Source organism: Maricaulis virginensis, assembly GCF_027922185.1.
Lineage (GTDB): Bacteria > Pseudomonadota > Alphaproteobacteria > Caulobacterales > Maricaulaceae > Maricaulis > Maricaulis virginensis.
In genome coordinates this window covers 141,551-162,186 of sequence record NZ_BSFE01000004.1, presented here as the reverse complement: position 1 = coordinate 162,186, position 20,636 = coordinate 141,551, and the positions used below count along the sequence as shown (strand labels likewise).

Here is a 20,636-nt window from a genome sequence, read left to right as displayed (position 1 = left end):
GCATAATCGCTAGCCTGACGGGCTTACGACGCCCCTTCAGGATTTGTCCAGACGCATGCACTTCTCGATCGGTCCCCACCGGATCACCGTTCCGGCCATTCTGGCGCCCATGTCGGGCGTGACAGACCTGCCTTTCCGCTGCCAGGCGCAGCGTTTCGGGGCGGGCATGGTCGTGTCGGAAATGGTCGCCAGCGACGCGCTGGCCCGCGGCCGGGTCGATATGGTGCGCAAGGCGGCACTGGACGCATCGCTGCAGCCCTGTGTGATCCAGCTGGCCGGGCGCGAGGCGCACTGGATGGCGGAAGGGGCGAAAATCGCCGTCGATGCCGGCGCCGACATCGTCGATATCAATATGGGCTGCCCGGCCCGGCAGGTGACCAGGGGGCTCTCCGGTTCTGCCCTGATGCGCGATCTCGACCACGCCCTGACCCTGATCGAAGCGACCGTCTCTGCGTCCAGCGTGCCGGTGACGCTGAAAATGCGCCTGGGCTGGGATCATGACAGCATCAACGCGCCGGAACTGGCGCGGCGGGCCGAGGATGCCGGCATCCAGCTGGTGACGGTACACGGCCGTACCCGCCAGCAATTCTACAAGGGCGAGGCCGACTGGTCGGCCGTGCGGCCGGTGAAGGAGGCGATCTCCATCCCGCTGATCGTCAATGGCGATATCCATACGGCCGAGGATGCCCGCAAGGCCATTGCCGCCTCGGGCGCCGATGCGGCGATGATCGGCCGTGCGGCACAGGGGCGCCCCTGGCTGGTCGGCGAGATCGGCGCAGATCTCCTTGGCGAGCCTGTCGAAACGCCCTGGGCCGACAAGCTGCCTGCGCTGGCCGCACAGTTCGACATGTCGCTCGATCACTATGGCGGCGAACTGGGAATTCGCATGATGCGCAAGCACTTCGCCTCCTTTGTTGATGCCGAAGCGCAAGCGGAAGGATGCGATCCGGACTGGCTCTCGGGACTGAAAGCCACGCTGTGCCGCTCGACCGACGCCACGGCGATCCATGATGCGCTGGCCCGGCTGGCCGTGCCGGAAAAGCGGGCTGTCGCATGAACGGACGTCCGGCACCGACATCGCCGGCCGAACCCGCTGCCGAAATGGCGGCGATCCCCTTGCTGCAATTCTCCGAAGATGCCCGCTTCACCTGGGCCAATACCCAGGCCGAGGAATGGCTGGGCCTGTCGGCCCGGCACCTGATGAAAGGCGATTTCGGCACCCAGTCGCCGGTCTGCGCCCATCTGGCCGAGATCGTCGAGCAGGCCTGCGACGCACGGCGCACCGTCGTGGCGCTGGGCTGTGTGCTGGGCCCGGGCGGGCCCTTCGACCTGCACGCCCGCTGGTCCGACGAGACGTCTTCGGTGACGCTGTCCGTGCTGCCGCACCGGGAACCGGGCGCCAAGGCCTCCCAGGCGCCGGCGCTGGGTTTCGGCCGCATGCTGGCGCACGAACTCAAGAACCCGCTCGCCAGCGTTCGAGGTGCGGCGCAGCTGATCCGCCGGGAGAGCAATATCGACGCGGCCGCCGAGCTTGCCCAGCTCATCATCCAGGATGTCGACCGGATCACCCGCCTGGCCAATCACTGGAGCCGGGTGGGGGATATCCGCCTGGGGGAACGCGGCGAGGTCAATCTCAACCACCTCGCCATGGATGCGATGGAGAGCATTGTGCGGGCCGATCCGCATGCCAGATCGATCCTGAAAGAGGATTTCGACCCCTCGCTGCCACCGGTCGATGGCGACCGGGATCTTCTGCTGCAGGTGGTTCTGAACCTCCTGCAGAACGCGCTGGATGCGGTGCGCGACATGCCGGATCCGAAAATCCGGGTCGAGACGCGCTTCGATACGGGACCGCGCAGCCGCACCGGCGCCAATCCGACGCCGCTGGTCCTTGTGGTGCGGGATAACGGCCCCGGTATCCCCGATGCGCTGGGCGCGGGTATCTTTACCCCCTTTGTCACCACCAAGCCGGCGGGCGAAGGGCTGGGACTGGCTTTCGCCGCGCGCATCGCCGCGCTGCATGACGGCCAGCTGGACTATGAAAGCGAACCGGGACGGACGGGCTTCAACCTGCGCCTGCCGGTCGCCAGGGAGGAAACATCGTGAGCGCGCGCATCCTGCTTCTCGAAGACGATGAAAGCCTGAAACTCATCCTCTCCCGGGCCCTCGGCTCGGCAGGCTACCAGGTGCGCGCGACCGCCTCGCCGGACACGGCGCTGGGCTGGATCCGCAATGGCGAGGGTGATCTCCTGCTGGCCGACGTTCTGCTGGACGGCACGAACTTCCTGGAAAATCTCGGCCTCGTCGCCCGCCTGCGTCCCAACATGCCGGTCATCGTGATGAGTGCGCAGGCGACCGCCTCCACTGCGATCAATGCCGCCAAGGGCGGTGTGTTCGAATATCTGCCCAAACCCTTCGACCTGGATGACATGATCTCGGCGGTTGCCGCAGCGCTGGGCGACAAACGGGCCGGCCAGCAATCGCGCTCCACCGAGGAGCCGACAGGCTTCATCGGCCAGTCCGTCGCGATGCAGTCGGCCTTCAAGGCGATCGCCCGTGCCGCCACCAGCCAGGCGCATGTCATGATTACGGGCGAGCCCGGTGTCGGCAAGCGCCAGGCCGCCGAGGCCCTGCTGCGCGCCCGCGGTGTGGCGTCCGAGGATGCCGTTGTCGTCACGCCATCGAATACGGCGACCGAGATTTTCGGCTCCACCCAGGCCGCCCGTCAGGTGGTCTGGCTGCGTCTGGAGGAATGGAGCGCCGAACAGCAGCGTGCGGCCCGCGATGCGCTGGACGGTGGCGCCGGCCGCGTCATCGCCACGGTGTCGCAGGCGCCGTCCAATCCGATCGACAACCGGCTGGCGGCCCGGCTTTCGGAATGCGTTATCACCGTGCCGCCGCTGCGCGAACGCCGCAGCGATATCCCTGCGCTGTGCGAAGCCTTTCTCGGCCAGTTTGCCCGCCGCGACAAACAGGATCCAGTGCGTCTGTCGAAGGAGGCCGTCGACTATCTCGTGAACTCGCCCTGGACCGGCAATGTCGTCGAATTGCGCTCTGTGCTGTCACGCCTGGCCCTGGCGACGCGGGGCCGTGTGGCGGGTCTGGACGATGTCGCCCAGGCGCTCAATGCCGACGGTGCCGATTTGAGCGAGGACATTGCCGTCCATGCCAACGCCCTGGCCGCATTGGCCCTGTCGCGGCCGGATGCGCGCCAGAGTGCCGTCGATGCACTCGAAAGGGCGTTGTTCACCCAGGCGCTGGACCGCTGCAATGGCAACCGGTCACGGGCGGCGGACCTGCTCGGGCTGAACCGCAACACGCTGGCGCGGCGGCTGTCGGAGCTGGACGGGACGGACGAGGAAACGCCCTGACTGTTGCGGGTGCGGCACTGTGTTGATTTCGTGCAACGCAGGAGTAAGCTCGGTCGCTTGAAGCAAGTGAGGCTGATTTGCCGAACGCGTCCAGGAACACTCTGATCCGGAACATTTCTCCGCGCTCGGCCGCGCTGTTCGGCGCGGGCTTTCTGGTCTCGCTCGGCCTTCTGGGCGTGGCCGCCTTCATTCTGCTGAACGAAGGCGGGCTGACCGGCGCCAACAACCGGATCGCGCTCGGCATCCTCGTCGGCAACCTCGTGCTTCTGTTCGGCCTGGCCGGGGTCGTCGTGCTGCGCTTTGTGCGGCGGGTGAGGGCGCGCCGCTTCGGCGAACCGACGCCGCGCCTGCATCTGCGCTTCGTGGCACTGTTCTCGATCGCTGCCGCCACGCCGGCCGTCCTCGCGGCCATCTTCCTGGGCTTTGTCATTACGCGCGGCGTGGATCTGTGGTTCGACGACAGGATTGGCACCCTGGTCGAACGGCTGGAGGAAGTGGCGTTCGATTTCTATGGTCGCGAAGCGATAACGGCTTCTGCTCATGTGGAAAGCATGGCCACCGATCTCAGCCAGGATGGCTCCGTCGACGCCTTCACGACCGCGCGCATCCAGTACATCACCTATCTGAATAACCAGGCCGCGCGGCGCGGGTTCGCGGCGGCCTATATTGTCGACGGCCGCGGCACCTTGCTTGCCCGCACCCGCTTCCGGGAAAACGAGGAATATGTCGCGCCGTCGCAGGCGCTCTACGACTATGCCAATGACGGCGATGTCGCGGTGTCCACGCCCAGCTCGTCGGCCGAGGCGGTCGATGTGATGCGGCTGCTCTATCGCCTCGACGCCTATCCGGACGCCTATCTCTTCGTATCCTATCCGGTGAATATCGATCTGTTCCGGGAGATGGCGCAGGCACGCAATGAATTGCGCGATGCCGGCAATCAGGAAAGCCGGGTCCGCGGCTCCTTCTACTTCCTTTATTTCGAGGTCGCGGTCCTCATCCTGATCGGCTCGATCTGGCTGGCCCTGTCGGCGGCGACCCGGGTCGTGACGCCGATCTCGCGCCTGGTCGGGGCGGCCGAGCGTGTGCGTCGCGGCGATCTGGATGCACGGGTGCAGATGGGGCGCGAGGATGACGAGATTGCAGCGCTCGCCCGGGCTTTCAACCGGATGACGCGGCAATTGCGCAGCCAGCGGCGCGAGCTGATCGAGGCGCATGCCGAATCCGAACAGCGCCGTGCCTTTATCGAGGCGATTCTCGCCGGGGTGCGGGCCGGTGTGATCGGTCTGGACAAGGATAACCGGATCACGCTGATCAACCGCTCGGCAATCTCCATGCTGGCCCCGGGGACGGACGATCTGATCGGCGTCGGCATCGACGAAGTCACGCCGGAACTGGCCGGGATCGCGGCTGAGGCCCGCCGTCGGCCGGGCTCCGTTGCCGAGGCGCAGATCGATCTCAAGGCGCCGGACGACCAGATCCGTCACCTCACGGCGCGGGCGTCAATGGACGAGGAAGCCGGCCTCGTCATCACCTTTGACGATGTGACCCGTCTCGTCACCGCCCAGCGCAATGCGGCCTGGCGCGAGGTTGCGCGGCGCATCGCCCACGAGATCAAGAACCCGCTCACCCCGATCCAGCTGTCGGCCGAGCGCATCCGGCGCAAGTATCGCGACGAGATCACCTCCGACGTCGAGACCTTCGACCGCTGCACCGACACGATCGTGCGCCAGGTCAGCGATATCGGCCGTATGGTCGACGAGTTCTCCAGCTTTGCCCGCATGCCCCAGCCGAAGGTGGAGCGTGTCGAGATGGGCGAGCTGGTGAAATCCTCGGTGTTCACCCAGCGGGTCGCCTCGCCGAATATCGAGATCGTGTTCGAGCATCCCGGCGTGCAGGTTCACGCCATGTGCGACGCGCGGCTTTCGGTTCAGGCGCTGGCCAATATTCTCAAGAATGCCTGCGAGAGCGTCTCGGCCCGCATGGACCGGGATGGCGGCCCGGGGCAGCTCGTGGTCAGCCTGACCGAGGCGAACGGTTATGCCGTGATCGAGGTGGCCGATAACGGTCTGGGCTGGCCGACGCCCAATCGCGAACGCCTGACCGAGCCCTATATGACCACGCGCGAAAAGGGCACGGGCCTCGGCCTCGCCATCGTGAAGCGCGTGATGGAAGACCATGACGGACGTCTGGAACTGGACATTCCGCGAAGCGGGCAGGGCGCTCTCGTGCGGCTCGTCTTCCCGCTGGCGGATATGGCCGATCCGGCGCCGCAATCCCTGAAGGAGGCTTGATAGATGGCCCGGGATATTCTCATCGTCGACGACGAGGCCGATATTCGCGAGCTGATCGGCGGCTTGCTCGAGGATGACGGCTATGAGCCGCGCGAGGCCGCCGATGCCGATGGCGCCCTGGCGGTGATCCGGCAGCGCAAACCGTCGCTGATCATCCTGGATGTCTGGCTGCAGGGCAGCCGGCTGGACGGGATCGAACTGCTCGACGAGTTCCGCGCGCTCGATCCGGACCTGCCGGTGATCGTGATTTCCGGTCATGGCACGATCGAGACCGCCGTCGCGGCCATTCGCAAGGGCGCCTATGACTTCCTCGAGAAGCCCTTCAAGAGCGACAAGCTGCTGCTCACGGTCAAGCGGGCGCTGGAGACCAGCCGCCTGCGCAGCGAGAATGCCGACCTGCGCGCCCGCACCCAGGCCCAGAGCACGCTGATCGGCGATTCCAGCGGCATCCTGCAGGTGCGCCAGTTGATCGAGCGCGTCGCGCCGACAAACAGCCGCGTCCTGATCCGCGGTCCCTCGGGTGCCGGCAAGGAACTCGTTGCCCGCCTGATCCACGAGAACTCGCCGCGCTCGGGCGCCGACTTCGTCGCCGTCAGCGCGCCGGGCATGTCACCGGAAGGCGTCGAGGAGGAACTCTTCGGCCGCGAGAATGATGACGGCTCGGTCAAGCATGTCGGCCTGCTGGAGCGGGCCCATGGCGGTACGCTCTATCTCGACGAGATCGCCGACATGCCGACGGCCACCCAGAGCAAGCTCCTGCGCCTGCTGGTGGAACAGCGCTTCCGCCGGATCGGCGGGGCCGGGGATGTGCAGGTCAATGTGCGGGTGATCTCCTCGACCGCCCAGGATCTGGCCGTGCGCATCCAGGAAGGCCGTTTCCGCGAGGATCTCTACCACCGTCTCGCCGTGGTGCCGGTCACCGTGCCGGCCCTGGCCGAGCGGCGCGAGGATATTCCCGCGCTGGTCGATCATTTCGTGAAGACCCTGACGCAGTCCGCCGGCCTGCCGCTGCGCGCCTTCGGCGACGATGTCATGGCGGCGCTGCAGGCGCACAGCTGGCCGGGCAATGTCCGCCAGCTGCGCAACAATATCGAGCGCCTGCTGATCCTCGCCACCGGTCCGGCCAGCGAGCCGATCACGCTGGATGCCTTGCCTTCGGAAGTCGTCACGCGCGACAATCACGAGACCGGCTTCGATGCCGAGAAGATGATTGCCCTGTCGCTGCGCGAGGCCCGGGAGAATTTCGAGCGTGAATACCTCAAGGCGCAGATCGACCGGTTCGGCGGCAATATCTCCCGCACGGCGGCCTTTATCGGCATGGAGCGGTCGGCGCTTCACCGCAAACTCAAATCGCTCGGCGTCACCTCGCCGCAGCGCGACGGCGCGGCCTAGTCCGCACCCAACGGAGACGACATGAAAGCCATAGTCTGCGGAGCCGGGCAGGTCGGCGTGGGCATCGCCCGGGCGCTCGCCCGGGAAGGTAATGCGGTGACCGTCGTCGACTGGTCGACCGAGCTGATCGACAATGTCGTGACCGACCTCGACGTGCGCGGCGTGGTCGGCCATGCCTCGCACCCGGACGTACTGGAAAAGGCCGGGGCGGCGGAAGCCGATCTCCTCGTCGCCGTGACCTATTCGGACGAGGTGAACATGATTGCCTGCCAGGTCGGGCATTCCCTGTTCTCCACGCCGATGCGGATCGCCCGGGTGCGGGCCCAGGAATATCTCGATCCGGCCTGGGGCGATCTCTTCTCCACCGGCAATCTGCCCGTCGATGTGGTGATCTCGCCGGAGCTCGAGGTCGGCCGCGCCATCCTGCAGCGGGTGGAAACGCCCGGCGCCTTCTCCACGGCGGTGTTCGCCGGCGGACGGGTACAGCTGCTGGGGCTGCGTCTGGAAGAAACCTCGCCGGTGGCCGGATCGACGACGGAACAGGTCATGGAGCTTTTCCCGGATCTGCGTCTGGCCGTGGTCGGTGTGCAGCGCGAACGCACGCTCTTCATTCCCAAGCTCAAGGACCCGCTGCTGCCCGGCGACGATGTCTATGTCGTCACGGAAAGCGCGCAGGTACGGCGTCTGCTGGATATTTTCGGCCGCAGCGCCGAGCAGATCCGCCGCGTCGTGGTGGTCGGGGCCGGCAATATCGGTGTCTATGTCGCCCGCGCCCTGGAACGCGCCGGCGGGGTGAAGGTGCGCCTGATCGAGGCCGACAAGGCGCGCGCCGAACACGCCGCGGAACGCCTCAAGCGGACGGTCGTGCTGCACGGCGACGGTCTGAATGCCCGCATGCTGCGCGAGGCCGGGGTCGCCAACGCCGAGCTGGTCATCTGCGTCACCAATGACGACAAGGTCAACATGCTCTCCGGCGTGATGGCCAAGCGGGAAGGGGCCGAGCGCGCCCTCAGCCTGATCAATGACCGCACCTTCGAGGGCATGCGCGAACCGCTGGGCATCGACGTGCTGATCGATCCGCGCGCGACCACCGTGTCGACCATTCTCCAGCACATCCGCCGCGGCCGGATCACCGGCCTGCAGACGCTTGGCGGCGGTGAGGCGGAAGCGCTGGAAGGAATCGCGCTGTCGACCTCGCCGCTGGTCGGCAAGACGCTGGACGAGCTGGAGTTGCCGGACGGGGTGGCGCTGGGCGCCGTGGTGCGCGGCGACAAGGTGATCCTGCCCTGCGACGAGGGCCGGATCCGCGAGAATGACCGCGTTCTCCTGTTCTGCAACAAGGCTCTGGTGCCCAAGGTCGAGCACCTGTTCCGGGTCAGCCTGGAATACTTCTGATCCATGTCGCCGGCGGCGCTCTTCCGCCCCCTCGGGGCCTTGTGGGTGCTGGTCGCGCTGATCGCACTGCTGGCAGCTCTCTGCGCGCCGGCCGTGGAGGAATGGCATCTGGCGCCTTTCTTCATCACCACGGCCGGGCTCGCCTTTGTGCCCGGTGCGCTCGTTCTCGCGGCCACCCGGGGCATCCAGGTGGGCGCCAGCGCACTCGATGCGCTGGGTCTGGCCCTGCTGGCCTGGGTGACGACACCCGCCTTTGCAGCGCTGCCATTCTGGCTGACCGGCTATTTCGGTCCGATGGATGCGCTGTTCGAGGCCTATTCGGCCCTCACCACAACCGGCGCGACCCTGCTGCCCGCCGACGAGCTGCCGCGCTCCCTGATCTTCTGGCGCGCCGTGCTGGCCTGGCTGGGCGGGTATGCGACCCTGTTGCTGGCCATTGCCGTTTTCGCCGCGCTCGACCGGGATGTGCCTGCGATCCGGAAATCGGCACTCCTGACCGTGCGGCCCGACAATATCCTCTCCCACCTGCCGGTCGCGGCACGGCGGGTGGGACTGGTCTATGCCGTGCTGACCGCGGTGACCTGGCTCATGCTGCTGTTTGCCGGCAATGGTTTCTTCGACGCCAGCGTGCTGGCCATGTCGGCGATCTCGACCTCCGGCTATGCGCCGGTTGATGGGGGGCTGGCGACGAATTTCGGCACGGTATCGATGCTGATCGTGGCGCTGGCCTGTCTGGCCGGATCGGTGAATATCGCCCTGTTCTGGGACGTCTTGCGCGACCGGGGCGTGCTGCGGGACCCCGACCTTGCCGGTATCGCCGCGCTCGTCATCGGTCTGGGCGGGCTCTACGTGATCGCCGACACCTCGCACATTCCCTCGCGCTTCATCGACGCCTTCTTCGTCGTTTCGACCAGCGGCTACACCGTGTCCGCGCCTGCATCGCCGGTTCCGGTGGCGGCGGTTTTCGTGGCGCTCGTGGGCGGGGCGGCGGCATCGACCACGGGCGGTGTGAAAATCTCCCGCATTCTCCTGCTCTGGCGGCGCATGGGCTCGGAACTTGCCGTGCTGACCGATCCGTCCAGCCTTGTGCCCGTCACCTTCCGCGGGCGCTCGGTGCGTGACACGGCGCTGATCGGCATCTGGGCCTATGTGCTGGGCTTCCTGGCCTGTCTGGGCCTTGGCGCCCTGGTGCTGACACTGGCCGGGCTGGATTTCCAGACCGCCTTCCTGGCGAATGCAGCCGCGCTGGCGAATGCCGGGCCGCTGCTGCATGAAACCAATGCGGGACACGGGTGGGACGAGCTTGCAGACAACGCCAAACCGATCCTTATTTCAGCCATGATTCTCGGGCGTCTGGAGGTGCTCGCCGCGGTCGCGGCCATATGGGCGCTCTTCATCAGGAAATAAGAGAGAACGCGTGTCCAGGATTGCCTATGTCAACGGCCGCTTCCAGCGCCACGACCTTGCCGCCGTACACATCGAGGACCGGGGCTTCCAGTTCGCCGACGCGATCTACGAGGTCTGGGCCGTGCGCAAGGGCGAACTGCTGGACGCCGAGGGGCATTTCGACCGGCTCGACCGGTCCCTGGGCGAACTGCGCATTGCGCACCCGGTCACCCGGGCCGCGCTGACCATCGTGATCCGCGAACTGATCCGCCGCAACCGGATCGGCGATGGCTTGGTCTATCTGCAGATCAGTCGCGGCCGGGCGCGCCGCGACCATGGCTTCCCGCCCCCCGGCACACGGCCGACCCTGGTTCTCACGACCAAGCGCCTCGATCTGGATGCCGTGGCCGGACGGGCAGCGCAGGGGGTCTCGGTCATCTCCGTACCCGACCAGCGCTGGGCACGTTGCGATATCAAGACCGTGAACCTGCTGCCCAACACGCTCGCCAAACAGGCTGCGCGCGATGCCGGCGCCTATGAGGCCTGGCAAGTTGATGCCGACGGCTTTGTCACCGAGGGCACGTCGTCAAACGCCTGGATCCTGACCGCCGACGGCGCGCTGGTCACGCGGCCCGCCGATCACGCCATTCTGCACGGCATCACGCGGGCAACACTGATCCGCGTCGCGACGTCCGCCGGCTATCGTCTGGAAGAACGCCCCTTCACGATCGCCGAAGCGCTCGAAGCCCGCGAGGCCTTCCTGACATCGGCCACGAATTTCGTGATGCCGGTGACCCGGATTGACGGCCGTCCGGTGGCAAATGGCGAACCGGGTTCGGTATCTGCCGAGCTGCGTCAGGCCTATCTGGCGGCCGTGTGACCAACATTCCGGCTTTCTCAGAAAGATGAGATGGTTGCAGGCCATGGCGGGGGCTGTATACCCTGTTTGGCGAATCGCTTGCTTCAAGCGAGTCATGTGGAGCCGACATGTCGCACGATAAAAAACAAAACCTGCAGGACGTCTTCCTGAACTCGGTGCGTAAGACGAAAACGCCGCTGACCATTTTTCTGGTCAATGGTGTGAAGCTTCAGGGCGTCGTAACCTGGTTCGACAACTTCTGTGTTCTTCTTCGCCGCGACGGGCTTTCCCAGCTCGTCTACAAACACGCCATCTCGACCATCATGCCGGCTGCGCCGGTTCAGTTGTTCGATACGGACAGGACGGACGAGGATGACGCAACGGATGAAAGCACCGCGGATTGATTGATCGCGAGGCGCCGGTATCGCGCGCACTTGTCATTCATCCCGCTGCCCGCGACGGCATGGCGCGCTCGGAAGCGCGTCTGGAAGAAGCCACCGGTCTGGCCGAAGCGCTGGACCTGGAGGTGGCGGAGGCCTTTATCGCACCGATCCGCAAGATCGATGCGGGACGCTATTTCGGCCGCGGCAAGCTGGATGAATTGAAGGCGCGGATCGAGGAAAACACGGCGGATGTCGCCGTGATCGATACGGCTTTGTCGCCTATTCAACAGAGAAATCTGGAAAAGGCGTGGAACGTCAAGGTGATAGACCGAACCGGTCTGATCCTTGAAATCTTCGGCCAGCGCGCACGCACCAAGGAAGGTGTGCTGCAGGTCGAACTGGCGCGCCTGGCCTATGAGCGCTCGCGCCTGGTGCGGACCTGGACCCACCTGGAACGCCAGCGCGGCGGCCGCGGCTTTCTGGCCGGTCCGGGCGAGACCCAGATCGAGACCGACCGGCGCCTGCTCAACGAGAAGATGGCCAAGCTGCGCCGCCAGCTCGAGGATGTCCGGCGCACGCGCAGCCTGCACCGCGCGCAGCGCCAGGAGGTGCCGTTCCCGACGGTCGCGCTGGTCGGCTATACCAATGCCGGAAAATCCACGCTTTTCAACAAGCTGACCGGGGCAGGGGTGTTCGCACAGGACATGCCCTTCGCAACGCTCGACCCCACTGTACGGGCCGTGGATCTGCCCGGTGGCACCCGCATCCTCCTGTCCGACACGGTGGGCTTCATCACCGACCTGCCGACCGAGCTGATCGCCGCCTTCCGGGCCACGCTGGAAGAGGTGCGCGAAGCGAATCTCCTGGTCCATGTCATCGACGCCTCCGACCCGGACCATGAAGGCCGGATCGGCGATGTGATGAGCGTGCTCGACGCCATCGAGGCCGGCCCCGCACACGAACAGCCGATGATCGAGGCCTGGAACAAGGCCGACAATCTGGCGCTTGAAGAGGCCGAGGATCTCGCCATCCAGTCCGACATCGCCAACATGAAGGCGGGCCGGGCCGTCAAGCTCCCGCTGTCGGCGATCTCGGGCGATGGCGTGGACGCGCTGGTCGATGCCATCGAGAGAGCTCTGGCGACCGATGACGAGCGGATCGAGGTGCGCGTGCCGCCGGAACAGCCGCGCGCGCTGGCCTGGCTGCATTCCCATGGCGAGATTCGCGACAGCCAGATGGATCCCGAAACCGGCGTGACGACGGTGCGCGTACGGCTCGCACCGGCCGAGGCCGGCCGCTTCCGGGCTCAATTCCCCGATCTCGCCATTCCGCAAGGGATTGGCGAGGTGGAAGAGGACGAATTCTAGGGGGGATTCAGGCCGGTGCCGCGGCCTTCTCCTTGAGCTTTGCCTCGGTCCACAACGCTTCCATCTCGTCCAGGCTGGCGTCCTCGGGCTTGCGTCCCTGGGCCGCAAGGCGATCCTCGATATAGCGGAAGCGGCGTTCGAACTTGGCGTTGGCATCACGCGTCGCGGTCTCGACATCGACCTTCAGCTTGCGGCCGAGATTGGTGCAGACAAACATCAGATCGCCGATCTCCTCGGCGATATGCGCCGCATTGCCCGAAGCGATCGCCTCACGAACCTCGGCGATTTCCTCATCCACCTTGTCGAGGACGCGCCCGGCGTCCGGCCAGTCGAACCCGACGCGCGCCGCGCGCTTCTGGAGCTTCTGGGCGCGCTTGAGGGCGGGCAGGGCGACCGGCACATCGTCCAGCACGCGATCGCCCTTGGCCGATCCGGCGCGCTCGGCCGCCTTGATGGCTTCCCATTCAACAGTCTGGGTTTCGCTGTCGCGCGTGTCCGCATCGCCGAAAACATGGGGATGCCGGCGGATCATCTTGTCATTGATGGCCCGGCAGACATCGGCAAAGTCGAACAGGCCGGCTTCCTTCGCCATCTGGGCGTGGAACACGACCTGCAGGAGAAGATCGCCCAGCTCGTCCTTCAGCTCGCCATGAGCCTCGCGCTCGATCGCGTCGGCAACCTCATACGCTTCCTCGATCGTGTAGGGCGCAATCGAGCGGAAATCCTGCTCCAGATCCCAGGGGCATCCGCCATCCGGATCGCGCAGTTTCGACATGATGGCGAGGAGGCGATCGATAGGGGCGAGATCGGGCGATGGCGCGGTCATGTCGGCTCCGTGGCGGCGGTCGCGGGATTCGCGCGCCATGCTAGCCCGGAACGGCCGCATGACGCGATGCAGGATACTTCAAGCACCAACGCAGAATGCACCTGCCATACCACGCGAACCAGAAACCCGAATGAGGTGCTGGTTTGATAATCAGGCATTGTGTGTTGAAATCAATTCAGAATTTTGGATTGGATTTGACGAGGGGCCGGAGTAACAGCGCCGGATTGCGACATCAATTTCGCGCACAGGCGGAACTTTCGCAGACCGCTGCAGGCGGAGTTTTGCCTGACTTCGGATGCCGGCAGGCTCTGCGCCGGCGTTCGATTCATTATGCTGTCTACGTCAACAACTAGGCTGCGGGAGGGCGAACGATGCAAAATTCCGAGACGGAGTTTCTCGAGCAGTTTCGCTCGCCAACCGAAGAATAAATCGCGGAGGGGTTCCGGGCTGTGGTCAGGTTGTTCGTGAGCCGGCAGCTGGATGATACGGACGCCACCGCTGTCCTTGATGTAAACGTGGATACGTATGGCAAGTGGCGAGATGATAGTGGCTGTACCTTCGATCGGGCTTTGGGGGGGCCGGTTCTCGCCCTTGTTGGGCATCCACAAGGCCCCCAGTGCGGGGATATGCTTGGATCAAACGCAAGAACGACACTTTCGACGGGTATTCTGTGCTGGATCTATTGACTACCGGCCAACTGCCTCAAGCCCGCCGTCTACACTCGTATCTGGCCGCTGAGGCCGAGTAGCGGGCCGCCCCAGTTATCCACACCGCGCATTTCATACATCAAGGCTGGCATGGAAAGATACTGATTGTCGTGTGTCGCGCTTGTTCCTGCAGACACTGCCGTCGGCGTGTTCTTCGTCCTGCAGGACGTGACTTTGGGGCGGTTTTGATCCGCGTCAATGCCACGGCCCGCGGCCGGTTCCACTCTTCACGCGTTTCAAGGAGTGGGACGATGGACATCCGCAAGATCACCATACCCTTTGTCGACGCCGGGACCTGTGAGACCGGCTTCAAGAACGCCCTGGTTCTGGCCCGGCATTTCGGGGCGCATCTCGACGTGGTCCATGCCCGGCCCCGCGTCGAGCTGCCCGGCGGGATGTATAATCCGGTTGCCGTTCCCTATCTGCAAAGCAATTACGATGCCTTGTCCGAAGCGATTGCATCGGCGGCGCGGGAACTCAAGACGCGCTTTGAAGGTCTGTGCAGGACTCACAAGCTGGATGTGGTCGAGCTGGGGGAAGTCCGGCCGGAGCAGGCGCCGACGGCGTCCTGGAGCGAGTTCGAGGCTGGCAGCGTCTACGGGCTCGGTGAGCGGGCCCGCCTTTGCGATCTCTCGGTCATGGTGAGACCCGACGCGGTCGACCGGCGCGACGAGTACGGCCTCATGGAATCTGTGCTGTTCGGATCGGCGCGGCCGCTTCTCGTGTTCGGCCGTGAAACGCGCATCAAACACGTTCCCGCCACCATTGTTGTCGCCTGGAATGGCGGGCTGGAGGCCGCGCGGGCCCTGCTGGCGGCGCGGCCGCTGCTGGCCGCCGCACGCGCCGTCTCCCTGCTGTCTATCGGCGATACGGAAAAGGACCAGCTTTCGGCCGAGGCTGCCTCGGCCTATCTGCGTCTGCATGGTATTGCCGCCGAACCGCGGCAGCTTGAGCGGAGCCTGTTTGAACGGGCCGAAGACGTGATGATGAAAGTGATCGATGCCGATGAACCGGAACTGGTCGTCATGGGTGCCTATTCTCACGGCCGGCTGCAGCAGACCGTGCTGGGCGGGTTCACGCGCCGTCTTCTCCACGAGGCCGAATGCCCGGTATTGCTGGCACACTAGGCGCGATCATGCCTGCGTCAGATGCAGGAAGACGCGCGTCAAACCCTCGCGATCGGCTACGCGTTCCGCGTGGAAGCCGAGGTCGTGCGCCAGAGCGAGCATGGCGGCATTGCCGGCGGGAACCAGTGCGAACAGTTCGCCGATTCCGCGGCTGCGGGCGCAGGCAATCAGATGTGTCATCAGGCAGGTGCCGACACCGGCGCCGGCCTTGTCGGGCTGAACGATCAGCGTGAATTCGGCGCGCTCGCCGTCCGGATCCGCGCTCATGCGGACAATGCCATAGAGTGTTGCTTTCCCGGCCGGCCCCGGCTCGGCAAGAACCAGGCTCATCTCCCGGTCATAGTCGATTTGTGTGAAGCGCGCCGCAGCGGCATGACCGGATATTGCCACGGGACCGAACAGGCGCAGCTGGGTTTCCTCCTCGGCCAGCCGGGCGAAGGCACCGTGGAAGGCCGGCTCGTCCTCCGGCCGCACGGGACGCAGTATGGCGGGGCCGATGCCCGCCAGTTCCACGGGGGTTTCCAGTTCCGCCGGGTAGGGCCGGATCGCCAGCCGGTCCAGCCCGCTGCCGGCCCGGTCCGCGACGCGGATCCGGGCGTCCAGTGCGATCACGCCGGTGGCGTCCGCCAGCAGCGGATTGATGTCGAGTTCGACGATCTGCGGATGGTCGGCAGCCAGCTGGGCGATGCGGATCAGGCTGACCGCGATGCCGTCGAGATCGGCCGCCGGCCGGTCGCGATAGCCGCGCAGCAGGTGCACAACCCGCGTACGGCCGATCAGTTCTCGGGCCAGCTTCATGTTCAGCGGCGGCAGGCCGATGGCGCGGTCCGCCACGACTTCCACGGAAACGCCACCCTGTCCGAACAGCACGACCGGGCCGAACTGGGCGTCTTCCTTGAGGCCGAGAATGAGCTCGTGAGCGCCGGGCCGCTCGATCATGGGTTGGACGGTGAAGCCGTCGATACGGGCTCCCGGGCGATGCCTGGCGACACGGTCAAGCATGGCCTGCGCGGCCGCCGCGACGGCATCAGCGCCGGTCAGGTTCAGGGCCACGCCGCCGACATCGGACTTGTGCGTGATATCCCGCGACAGGATTTTCAGGGCGACGGGGACGGCGAACTCCTCGGCGCGGGCTGCAGCGTCGGCGGGCGTGCGGGCGACCGCCGTTGGAGAGACCGGGATGCCATAGGCGTCCATCACGGACTTCGCTTCCGGTTCAGAGAGCCACTCACGGCCTTCGCGGATCGCGGCCGAGAGAATGGTCGCAGCGCCGTCCCGGTCGGGCCGGATGTCGCCAGGCTGTGCGGGCGGCGTCTCCATCAGGGTCTCGCGGGCGCGCCGGTCTTCGACCAGGTACATGAAAGCCTTCACCGCTTCTTCCGGCGTGGCGAAATCGGCCATGCGGGACGCGGCGAAGCGGGTACGGGCCGCGCGGGCGGTCAGCTCGCCGACCCAGCTGGTCAGCACCGGCTTGTCCGGCGCCATGCGCGTGACCGTGTCGATCACGGCTTCGGCGGCCTCCAGCGAGGAGGTTACGCCGGTCGGACAGTTGAGCACGAGGACGGCGTCATTGCTGTCGCTCTCCAGCAATGCCTCGAGCGCTGCCGCATAACGCGGACCGTCGGCATCACCGATGATGTCGACCGGGTTGCCGTGCGGCCAGGTTGGCGGCAGGACGCCGTCGAGCCTCTGGCGGGTGGCCGTGTCCAGAGGGGCCAGCGCGCCGCCCTCATCGATCAGCGCGTCGGTTGCCAGCACGGCGATTCCGCCGCCATTGGACAGGATCGCCAGCCGGTCGCCGGCCGGGCGCTGCCGCGTGGCAAGGATGCCGGCGGCGTGGAACAGGTCTTCCAGGGAATAGACCCGCAACAGGCCGGCCCGGCGGAAGACGGCATCATAGACCGCATCCTCGCCCGCCAGGGCTCCGGTGTGTGAAGCGGCGGCGGCGGCGCCTTCGGCGTGCCGTCCCGCCTTTACCACGATCACCGGTTTCATGCGGGCCGCCGCCCGCGCGGCCGACATGAACTTGCGGGCAGAGGTAATGGCCTCGACATAGAGCAGGATCGCATTGGTTCCCGGGTCGCGGGCGAGATAGTCCAGCATGTCGCCGAAATCGACGTCGATCATGTCGCCCAGCGATACGAGGTGGGAAAAGCCGATATCGCGGGCTGCCGCCCAGTCGACCACCGAGGTCACGATGGCGCCGGACTGGGTGGCGAAGGCCAGCCCGCCTGTGCCGGGCATCAGATGGGAGAAGCTGGCATTGAGCCCGGCCGGCGGCACGACGATGCCCAGGCAGTTGGGACCGACGATGCGCATCAGGTGCGGCCGGGCAGCGTCGAGCACGGCCTGGCGGCGGGCCAGGCCCGCCTCATGTCCGCCTTCGCCGAAGCCGGCCGTGACGATGACGGCCGCCCGCGTGCCGCGCGCGCCCAGTTCGGCGATGATGTCCGGCACGGTGTCAGGCGGGGTGCAGATGACGGCGAGGTCGGGCGTTTCCGGCAAGGATGCAATATCGGGATAGGCCAGAACGCCGGCGATCGAGCGATACTTCGGATTGACCGGCATGACGAGGCCCGGGAACCCGCTCCGGAACAGGTTGCGGGCCGTGACCTCGCCGACCGAACCCGGGCGATTGCTGGCTCCGATCAGGGCCACGCTCTGCGGCCGGAAGAGAGCGTCGAGATTTCGGATGCTCAACTGGGGACCTCGCTTTGTGCTGCGACGGGTGAAGACCCGGCGATAGAACCTGTCTTCAGGACGTCCGCATTGACCGGGGTCATTGTACCACCTGTATGTGGTGACGCCGGCGTCGATGCCACAACAGCCACTTGACGCTCTCCGGTATCAGAAAGATCGGCGCGGATACGGCCAGGATGACGCCCCAGTCCGCAAGGGTCAGCGGCACGGTGTGAAGGATGGGCTGCAGGATCGGCGCGTGGACGGCGAGAACCTGCAGACCCAGCGTGGCGGCGACGGCACCGATCAGAAGGCGGTTGGAGAACAGGCCGATCCGGGTTGCCGGTTCGTGCATGGTGCGGAAATTCATCACGTTGAACTTTTCCATCACGATCATCGCCGTGAAGGCCATGGTCTGGGCGCGCGCCGCGAGATCCGGCGTGGCGAGATAAACGGCGAACAGGCCCAGCGCGCCCAGTGCGAGATAGCCGCCCAGCGCTGAGACCAACAGCATGGCGGGCCGGTCCAGCACGCCTTCCGACGGTCGTCGCGGTGGCTGTTCCATCAGATCAGGCTCGCCTTTTTCAACACCCAGGGCGAGAGCCGAAAGCCCGTCGGTGACGAGGTTCATCCACAGGATCTGGACCGGCAGCAGGATCATCGGTCCCCCGGCGATGAGGGCGACCGCCACGGCCAGGACTTCGCCGATATTGGACGACAGCAGGTATCGGACGAATTTCTGGATATTGGCGAACTGGCGCCGCCCTTCGCGGATGGCGGCAATTATCGAAGCGAAATTGTCGTCCAGCAACACGATGTCCGCGACATTCTTAGCGACGTCGGTACCGCGAACGCCCATGGCGACGCCGATATCGGCCTGTTTGAGCGCGGGTGCATCGTTCACGCCGTCGCCGGTCATCGCGACGATCTCGCCCCGGGCCTGCAGCAACCGGACGACACGCATCTTGTCTTCCGGCGTCGCACGCGCCAGCACTGCCCCGGCTTTCAGCTTCTCTGCCAGCTCGGCATCGGCCAGCTCGGCAAATTCGGAGCGCGCCAGCACCAGATTGGTTGGCAGGTCCAGCTGGCCGGCAATGGCCGCGGCGGTGGGCGCCGCATCGCCGGTAATCATGATCACGCCTATTCCCGCGGAACGGGCGGTATCAACGGCGTGGCGGGCCTCGGCCCGCGGTGGATCGGAAATGCCGAAGACACCAAGCAATGTCAGCCCCGTCTCGGCCGTCTGCGGGCCCGGGGTCTCCGCATTTGCCGGCAGGTCACGGCGGGCAACGGCCAGCGTGCGCAGACCACGGGCGGCCATGTTGTGATAGGCGGCGAGGGTGACATGACGATCGGCATCGACAATCGGGCGAACGGTTGCGCCATCGAGTATGTGGGTCGCAAACGCCAGCACGACTTCGGGCGCCCCTTTCATGTGGAGGCGTTGCCCGCTTTCATGATCGACGATCACGCTCATGCGCTTGCGGTCTGAGTCAAAGGGAAATTCGCAAACCCGCACCGGCGCGCCGTCGGAAAATCCGGCCTTGGCAGCGGCCACCTTGAGGGCAGCCTCCGTCGGCTCGCCTGTCACCCGCCACCGGCCGTCTTCTTGGGCCAGGCTGGCGTGATTGCACACATTGCCGGTCTCCAGCGCTGCCATCAGGTCAGGCCGGGAGTCAGCGGCGATCACATGGCCGTCCTCGTGGAAATGGCCGTGCGGACGGTCGCCCGCACCGTCAACCGAGACGGACCCGGCGGGCAACCAGATATCGGTCACGGTCATCTCGCCGCGGGTCAGCGTGCCGGTCTTGTCGGTGCACACGACAGTCGCCGCGCCGAGCGCCTCGATCGCCTGAAGACGCCGGACAAGAGCATTGTGGCGCACCATGGCCGCGGCGCCGAGCGCCAGTACGATCGTCACCACAGCCGGCAGGCCTTCCGGAACAACGGCGACAGCCAGGGAAATGGCCGTCAAGGCCATTTCGTCGAGGGGACGGCCCGCCAGCCAGCCGGCTGCAGTGACCAGGACCGACACCGCGATAGCGAACAGCGCCAGACGGCGTCCCAGACGATCCAGCTTGCGTTGCAGTGGCGTACCGGTGTCGCCGGCCGCTTGTGCCAGGGCCGCGATGCGGCCGAACTCGGTCGCCATGCCGGTCGCCACGACCACGCCCTGGCCCTGTCCCGCCACGATATCCGTGCCCATCCAGCTCATGCCCGTGCGCGCGGCAAGGTGGACCTGCGGAGATGTCGGTGCGGGATGCTTGCTAACCGGTGCCGCTTCGCCGGTCAGGGCGGCCTCGTCGGCGCGCAGATCGACGGTCTCGATGAGACGGATATCCGCCGGGGTCCGGTCGCCGCGCTTCAGGCAGACGATGTCGCCGGGCACGAGGTCGCCGCGATCGATCTCCTGGCGGCGACCGTCGCGTATCACGGTGGAGGTCGGCGCCAGCATCCGGCGCAGGGCGTCGAGCGCCCGCTCCGCGCGCCATTCCTGGATGAAGCCGAGGGCGGCGTTGAGCAGGATGATGGCAGCAATTGCCGCGGCATCGACACGTTCGCCGATTGCCAGGGAGATCGCCACCGCGACCACCAGGATAAGAATCAGCACGTTCTGGAACTGCCGCGCCATCAGGCGGGGCCAGCCGATCCGGCGGCGATCGTCCAGGCGGTTTGTGCCGTAGCGGTCGAGCCGGTCGCGGGCCGCATCACCGGAAAGGCCCTGCGGACCGGTCGTCAGCCGGTCGAACACCTGTTCGACCGGCAGGGCATGCCAGTCGGGGCTGGGCGCCGGCGGGGCTGTCTCTCCACCAGGCCTTTCGTCGACGGGCAGCTGCATGATCGGTCGTCCTC

General features: G+C 66.2%; 14 protein-coding genes. 11 read left to right on the top strand and 3 right to left on the bottom strand.

Translation table 11 applies throughout. The annotated features are described in order from the left end of the window. Nucleotides 1-55 precede the first annotated feature (55 nt). From dusB to hflX, 10 genes are all read left to right on the top strand, one after another. The gene (gene dusB / locus PKE71_RS09160; protein WP_271186663.1) at nt 56-1,057 is read left to right on the top strand and encodes a tRNA dihydrouridine synthase DusB; all 1,002 of its coding nucleotides are present in this window, start codon (nt 56-58) and stop codon (nt 1,055-1,057) included. After that, a complete protein-coding gene (locus PKE71_RS09155; RefSeq protein WP_271186662.1) occupies nt 1,054-2,106 on the top strand; it encodes a two-component system sensor histidine kinase NtrB in 1,053 nt (350 codons plus the stop codon). The genes dusB and PKE71_RS09155 overlap by 4 nt, the downstream gene beginning before the upstream one ends. Then, nucleotides 2,103-3,371 (top strand): sigma-54-dependent transcriptional regulator, encoded by a 1,269-nt coding sequence (locus PKE71_RS09150; protein WP_271186661.1) that lies wholly within the window; start codon nt 2,103-2,105, stop codon nt 3,369-3,371. The genes PKE71_RS09155 and PKE71_RS09150 overlap by 4 nt, the downstream gene beginning before the upstream one ends. Before the next feature lie 77 nt (nt 3,372-3,448). Next, entirely contained in the window at nt 3,449-5,662 is a 2,214-nt protein-coding gene (locus tag PKE71_RS09145) for a sensor histidine kinase (RefSeq protein ID WP_271186660.1), read from the top strand. A gap of 3 nt (nt 5,663-5,665) precedes the next feature. Continuing rightward, on the top strand, nt 5,666-7,054 hold the full coding sequence (gene ntrX, locus PKE71_RS09140; RefSeq protein WP_271186659.1) for a nitrogen assimilation response regulator NtrX: 1,389 nt from the start codon (nt 5,666-5,668) through the stop codon (nt 7,052-7,054). Between the two features lie 21 nt (nt 7,055-7,075). Further along, nucleotides 7,076-8,449, top strand: coding sequence for a Trk system potassium transporter TrkA (gene trkA, locus PKE71_RS09135; RefSeq protein WP_271186658.1), 1,374 nt, complete (start codon nt 7,076-7,078; stop codon nt 8,447-8,449). Nucleotides 8,450-8,452: 3 nt separating this feature from the next. Then, on the top strand, nt 8,453-9,856 hold the full coding sequence (locus tag PKE71_RS09130; protein WP_271186657.1) for a potassium transporter TrkG: 1,404 nt from the start codon (nt 8,453-8,455) through the stop codon (nt 9,854-9,856). A gap of 10 nt (nt 9,857-9,866) precedes the next feature. Further along, complete coding sequence (locus PKE71_RS09125; protein WP_271186656.1) at nt 9,867-10,715, top strand: D-amino-acid transaminase; 849 nt, start codon at nt 9,867-9,869, stop codon at nt 10,713-10,715. 107 nt (nt 10,716-10,822) lie between these two features. Continuing rightward, nucleotides 10,823-11,098, top strand: a complete 276-nt coding sequence (gene hfq / locus PKE71_RS09120; protein ID WP_271186655.1) for an RNA chaperone Hfq — start codon at nt 10,823-10,825, stop codon at nt 11,096-11,098. Further along, nucleotides 11,095-12,444, top strand: coding sequence for a GTPase HflX (hflX, locus tag PKE71_RS09115; RefSeq protein ID WP_271186654.1), 1,350 nt, complete (start codon nt 11,095-11,097; stop codon nt 12,442-12,444). The genes hfq and hflX overlap by 4 nt, the downstream gene beginning before the upstream one ends. Before the next feature lie 7 nt (nt 12,445-12,451). Here hflX and mazG read toward each other — a convergent pair whose 3' ends face one another. Next, nucleotides 12,452-13,270 (bottom strand): nucleoside triphosphate pyrophosphohydrolase, encoded by an 819-nt coding sequence (gene mazG, locus PKE71_RS09110; protein ID WP_271186653.1) that lies wholly within the window; start codon nt 13,268-13,270, stop codon nt 12,452-12,454. A gap of 958 nt (nt 13,271-14,228) precedes the next feature. Here mazG and PKE71_RS09105 point away from each other — a divergent pair. Then, on the top strand, nt 14,229-15,104 hold the full coding sequence (locus PKE71_RS09105) for a universal stress protein (RefSeq protein WP_271186652.1): 876 nt from the start codon (nt 14,229-14,231) through the stop codon (nt 15,102-15,104). A gap of 6 nt (nt 15,105-15,110) precedes the next feature. Here PKE71_RS09105 and PKE71_RS09100 read toward each other — a convergent pair whose 3' ends face one another. Together PKE71_RS09100 and PKE71_RS09095 are read right to left on the bottom strand one after the other, a co-directional pair. Further along, complete coding sequence (locus tag PKE71_RS09100; RefSeq protein ID WP_271186651.1) at nt 15,111-17,804, bottom strand: bifunctional acetate--CoA ligase family protein/GNAT family N-acetyltransferase; 2,694 nt, start codon at nt 17,802-17,804, stop codon at nt 15,111-15,113. Between the two features lie 79 nt (nt 17,805-17,883). Next, nucleotides 17,884-20,622 (bottom strand): cation-translocating P-type ATPase, encoded by a 2,739-nt coding sequence (locus PKE71_RS09095; RefSeq protein WP_271186650.1) that lies wholly within the window; start codon nt 20,620-20,622, stop codon nt 17,884-17,886. Nucleotides 20,623-20,636: the final 14 nt, after the last annotated feature.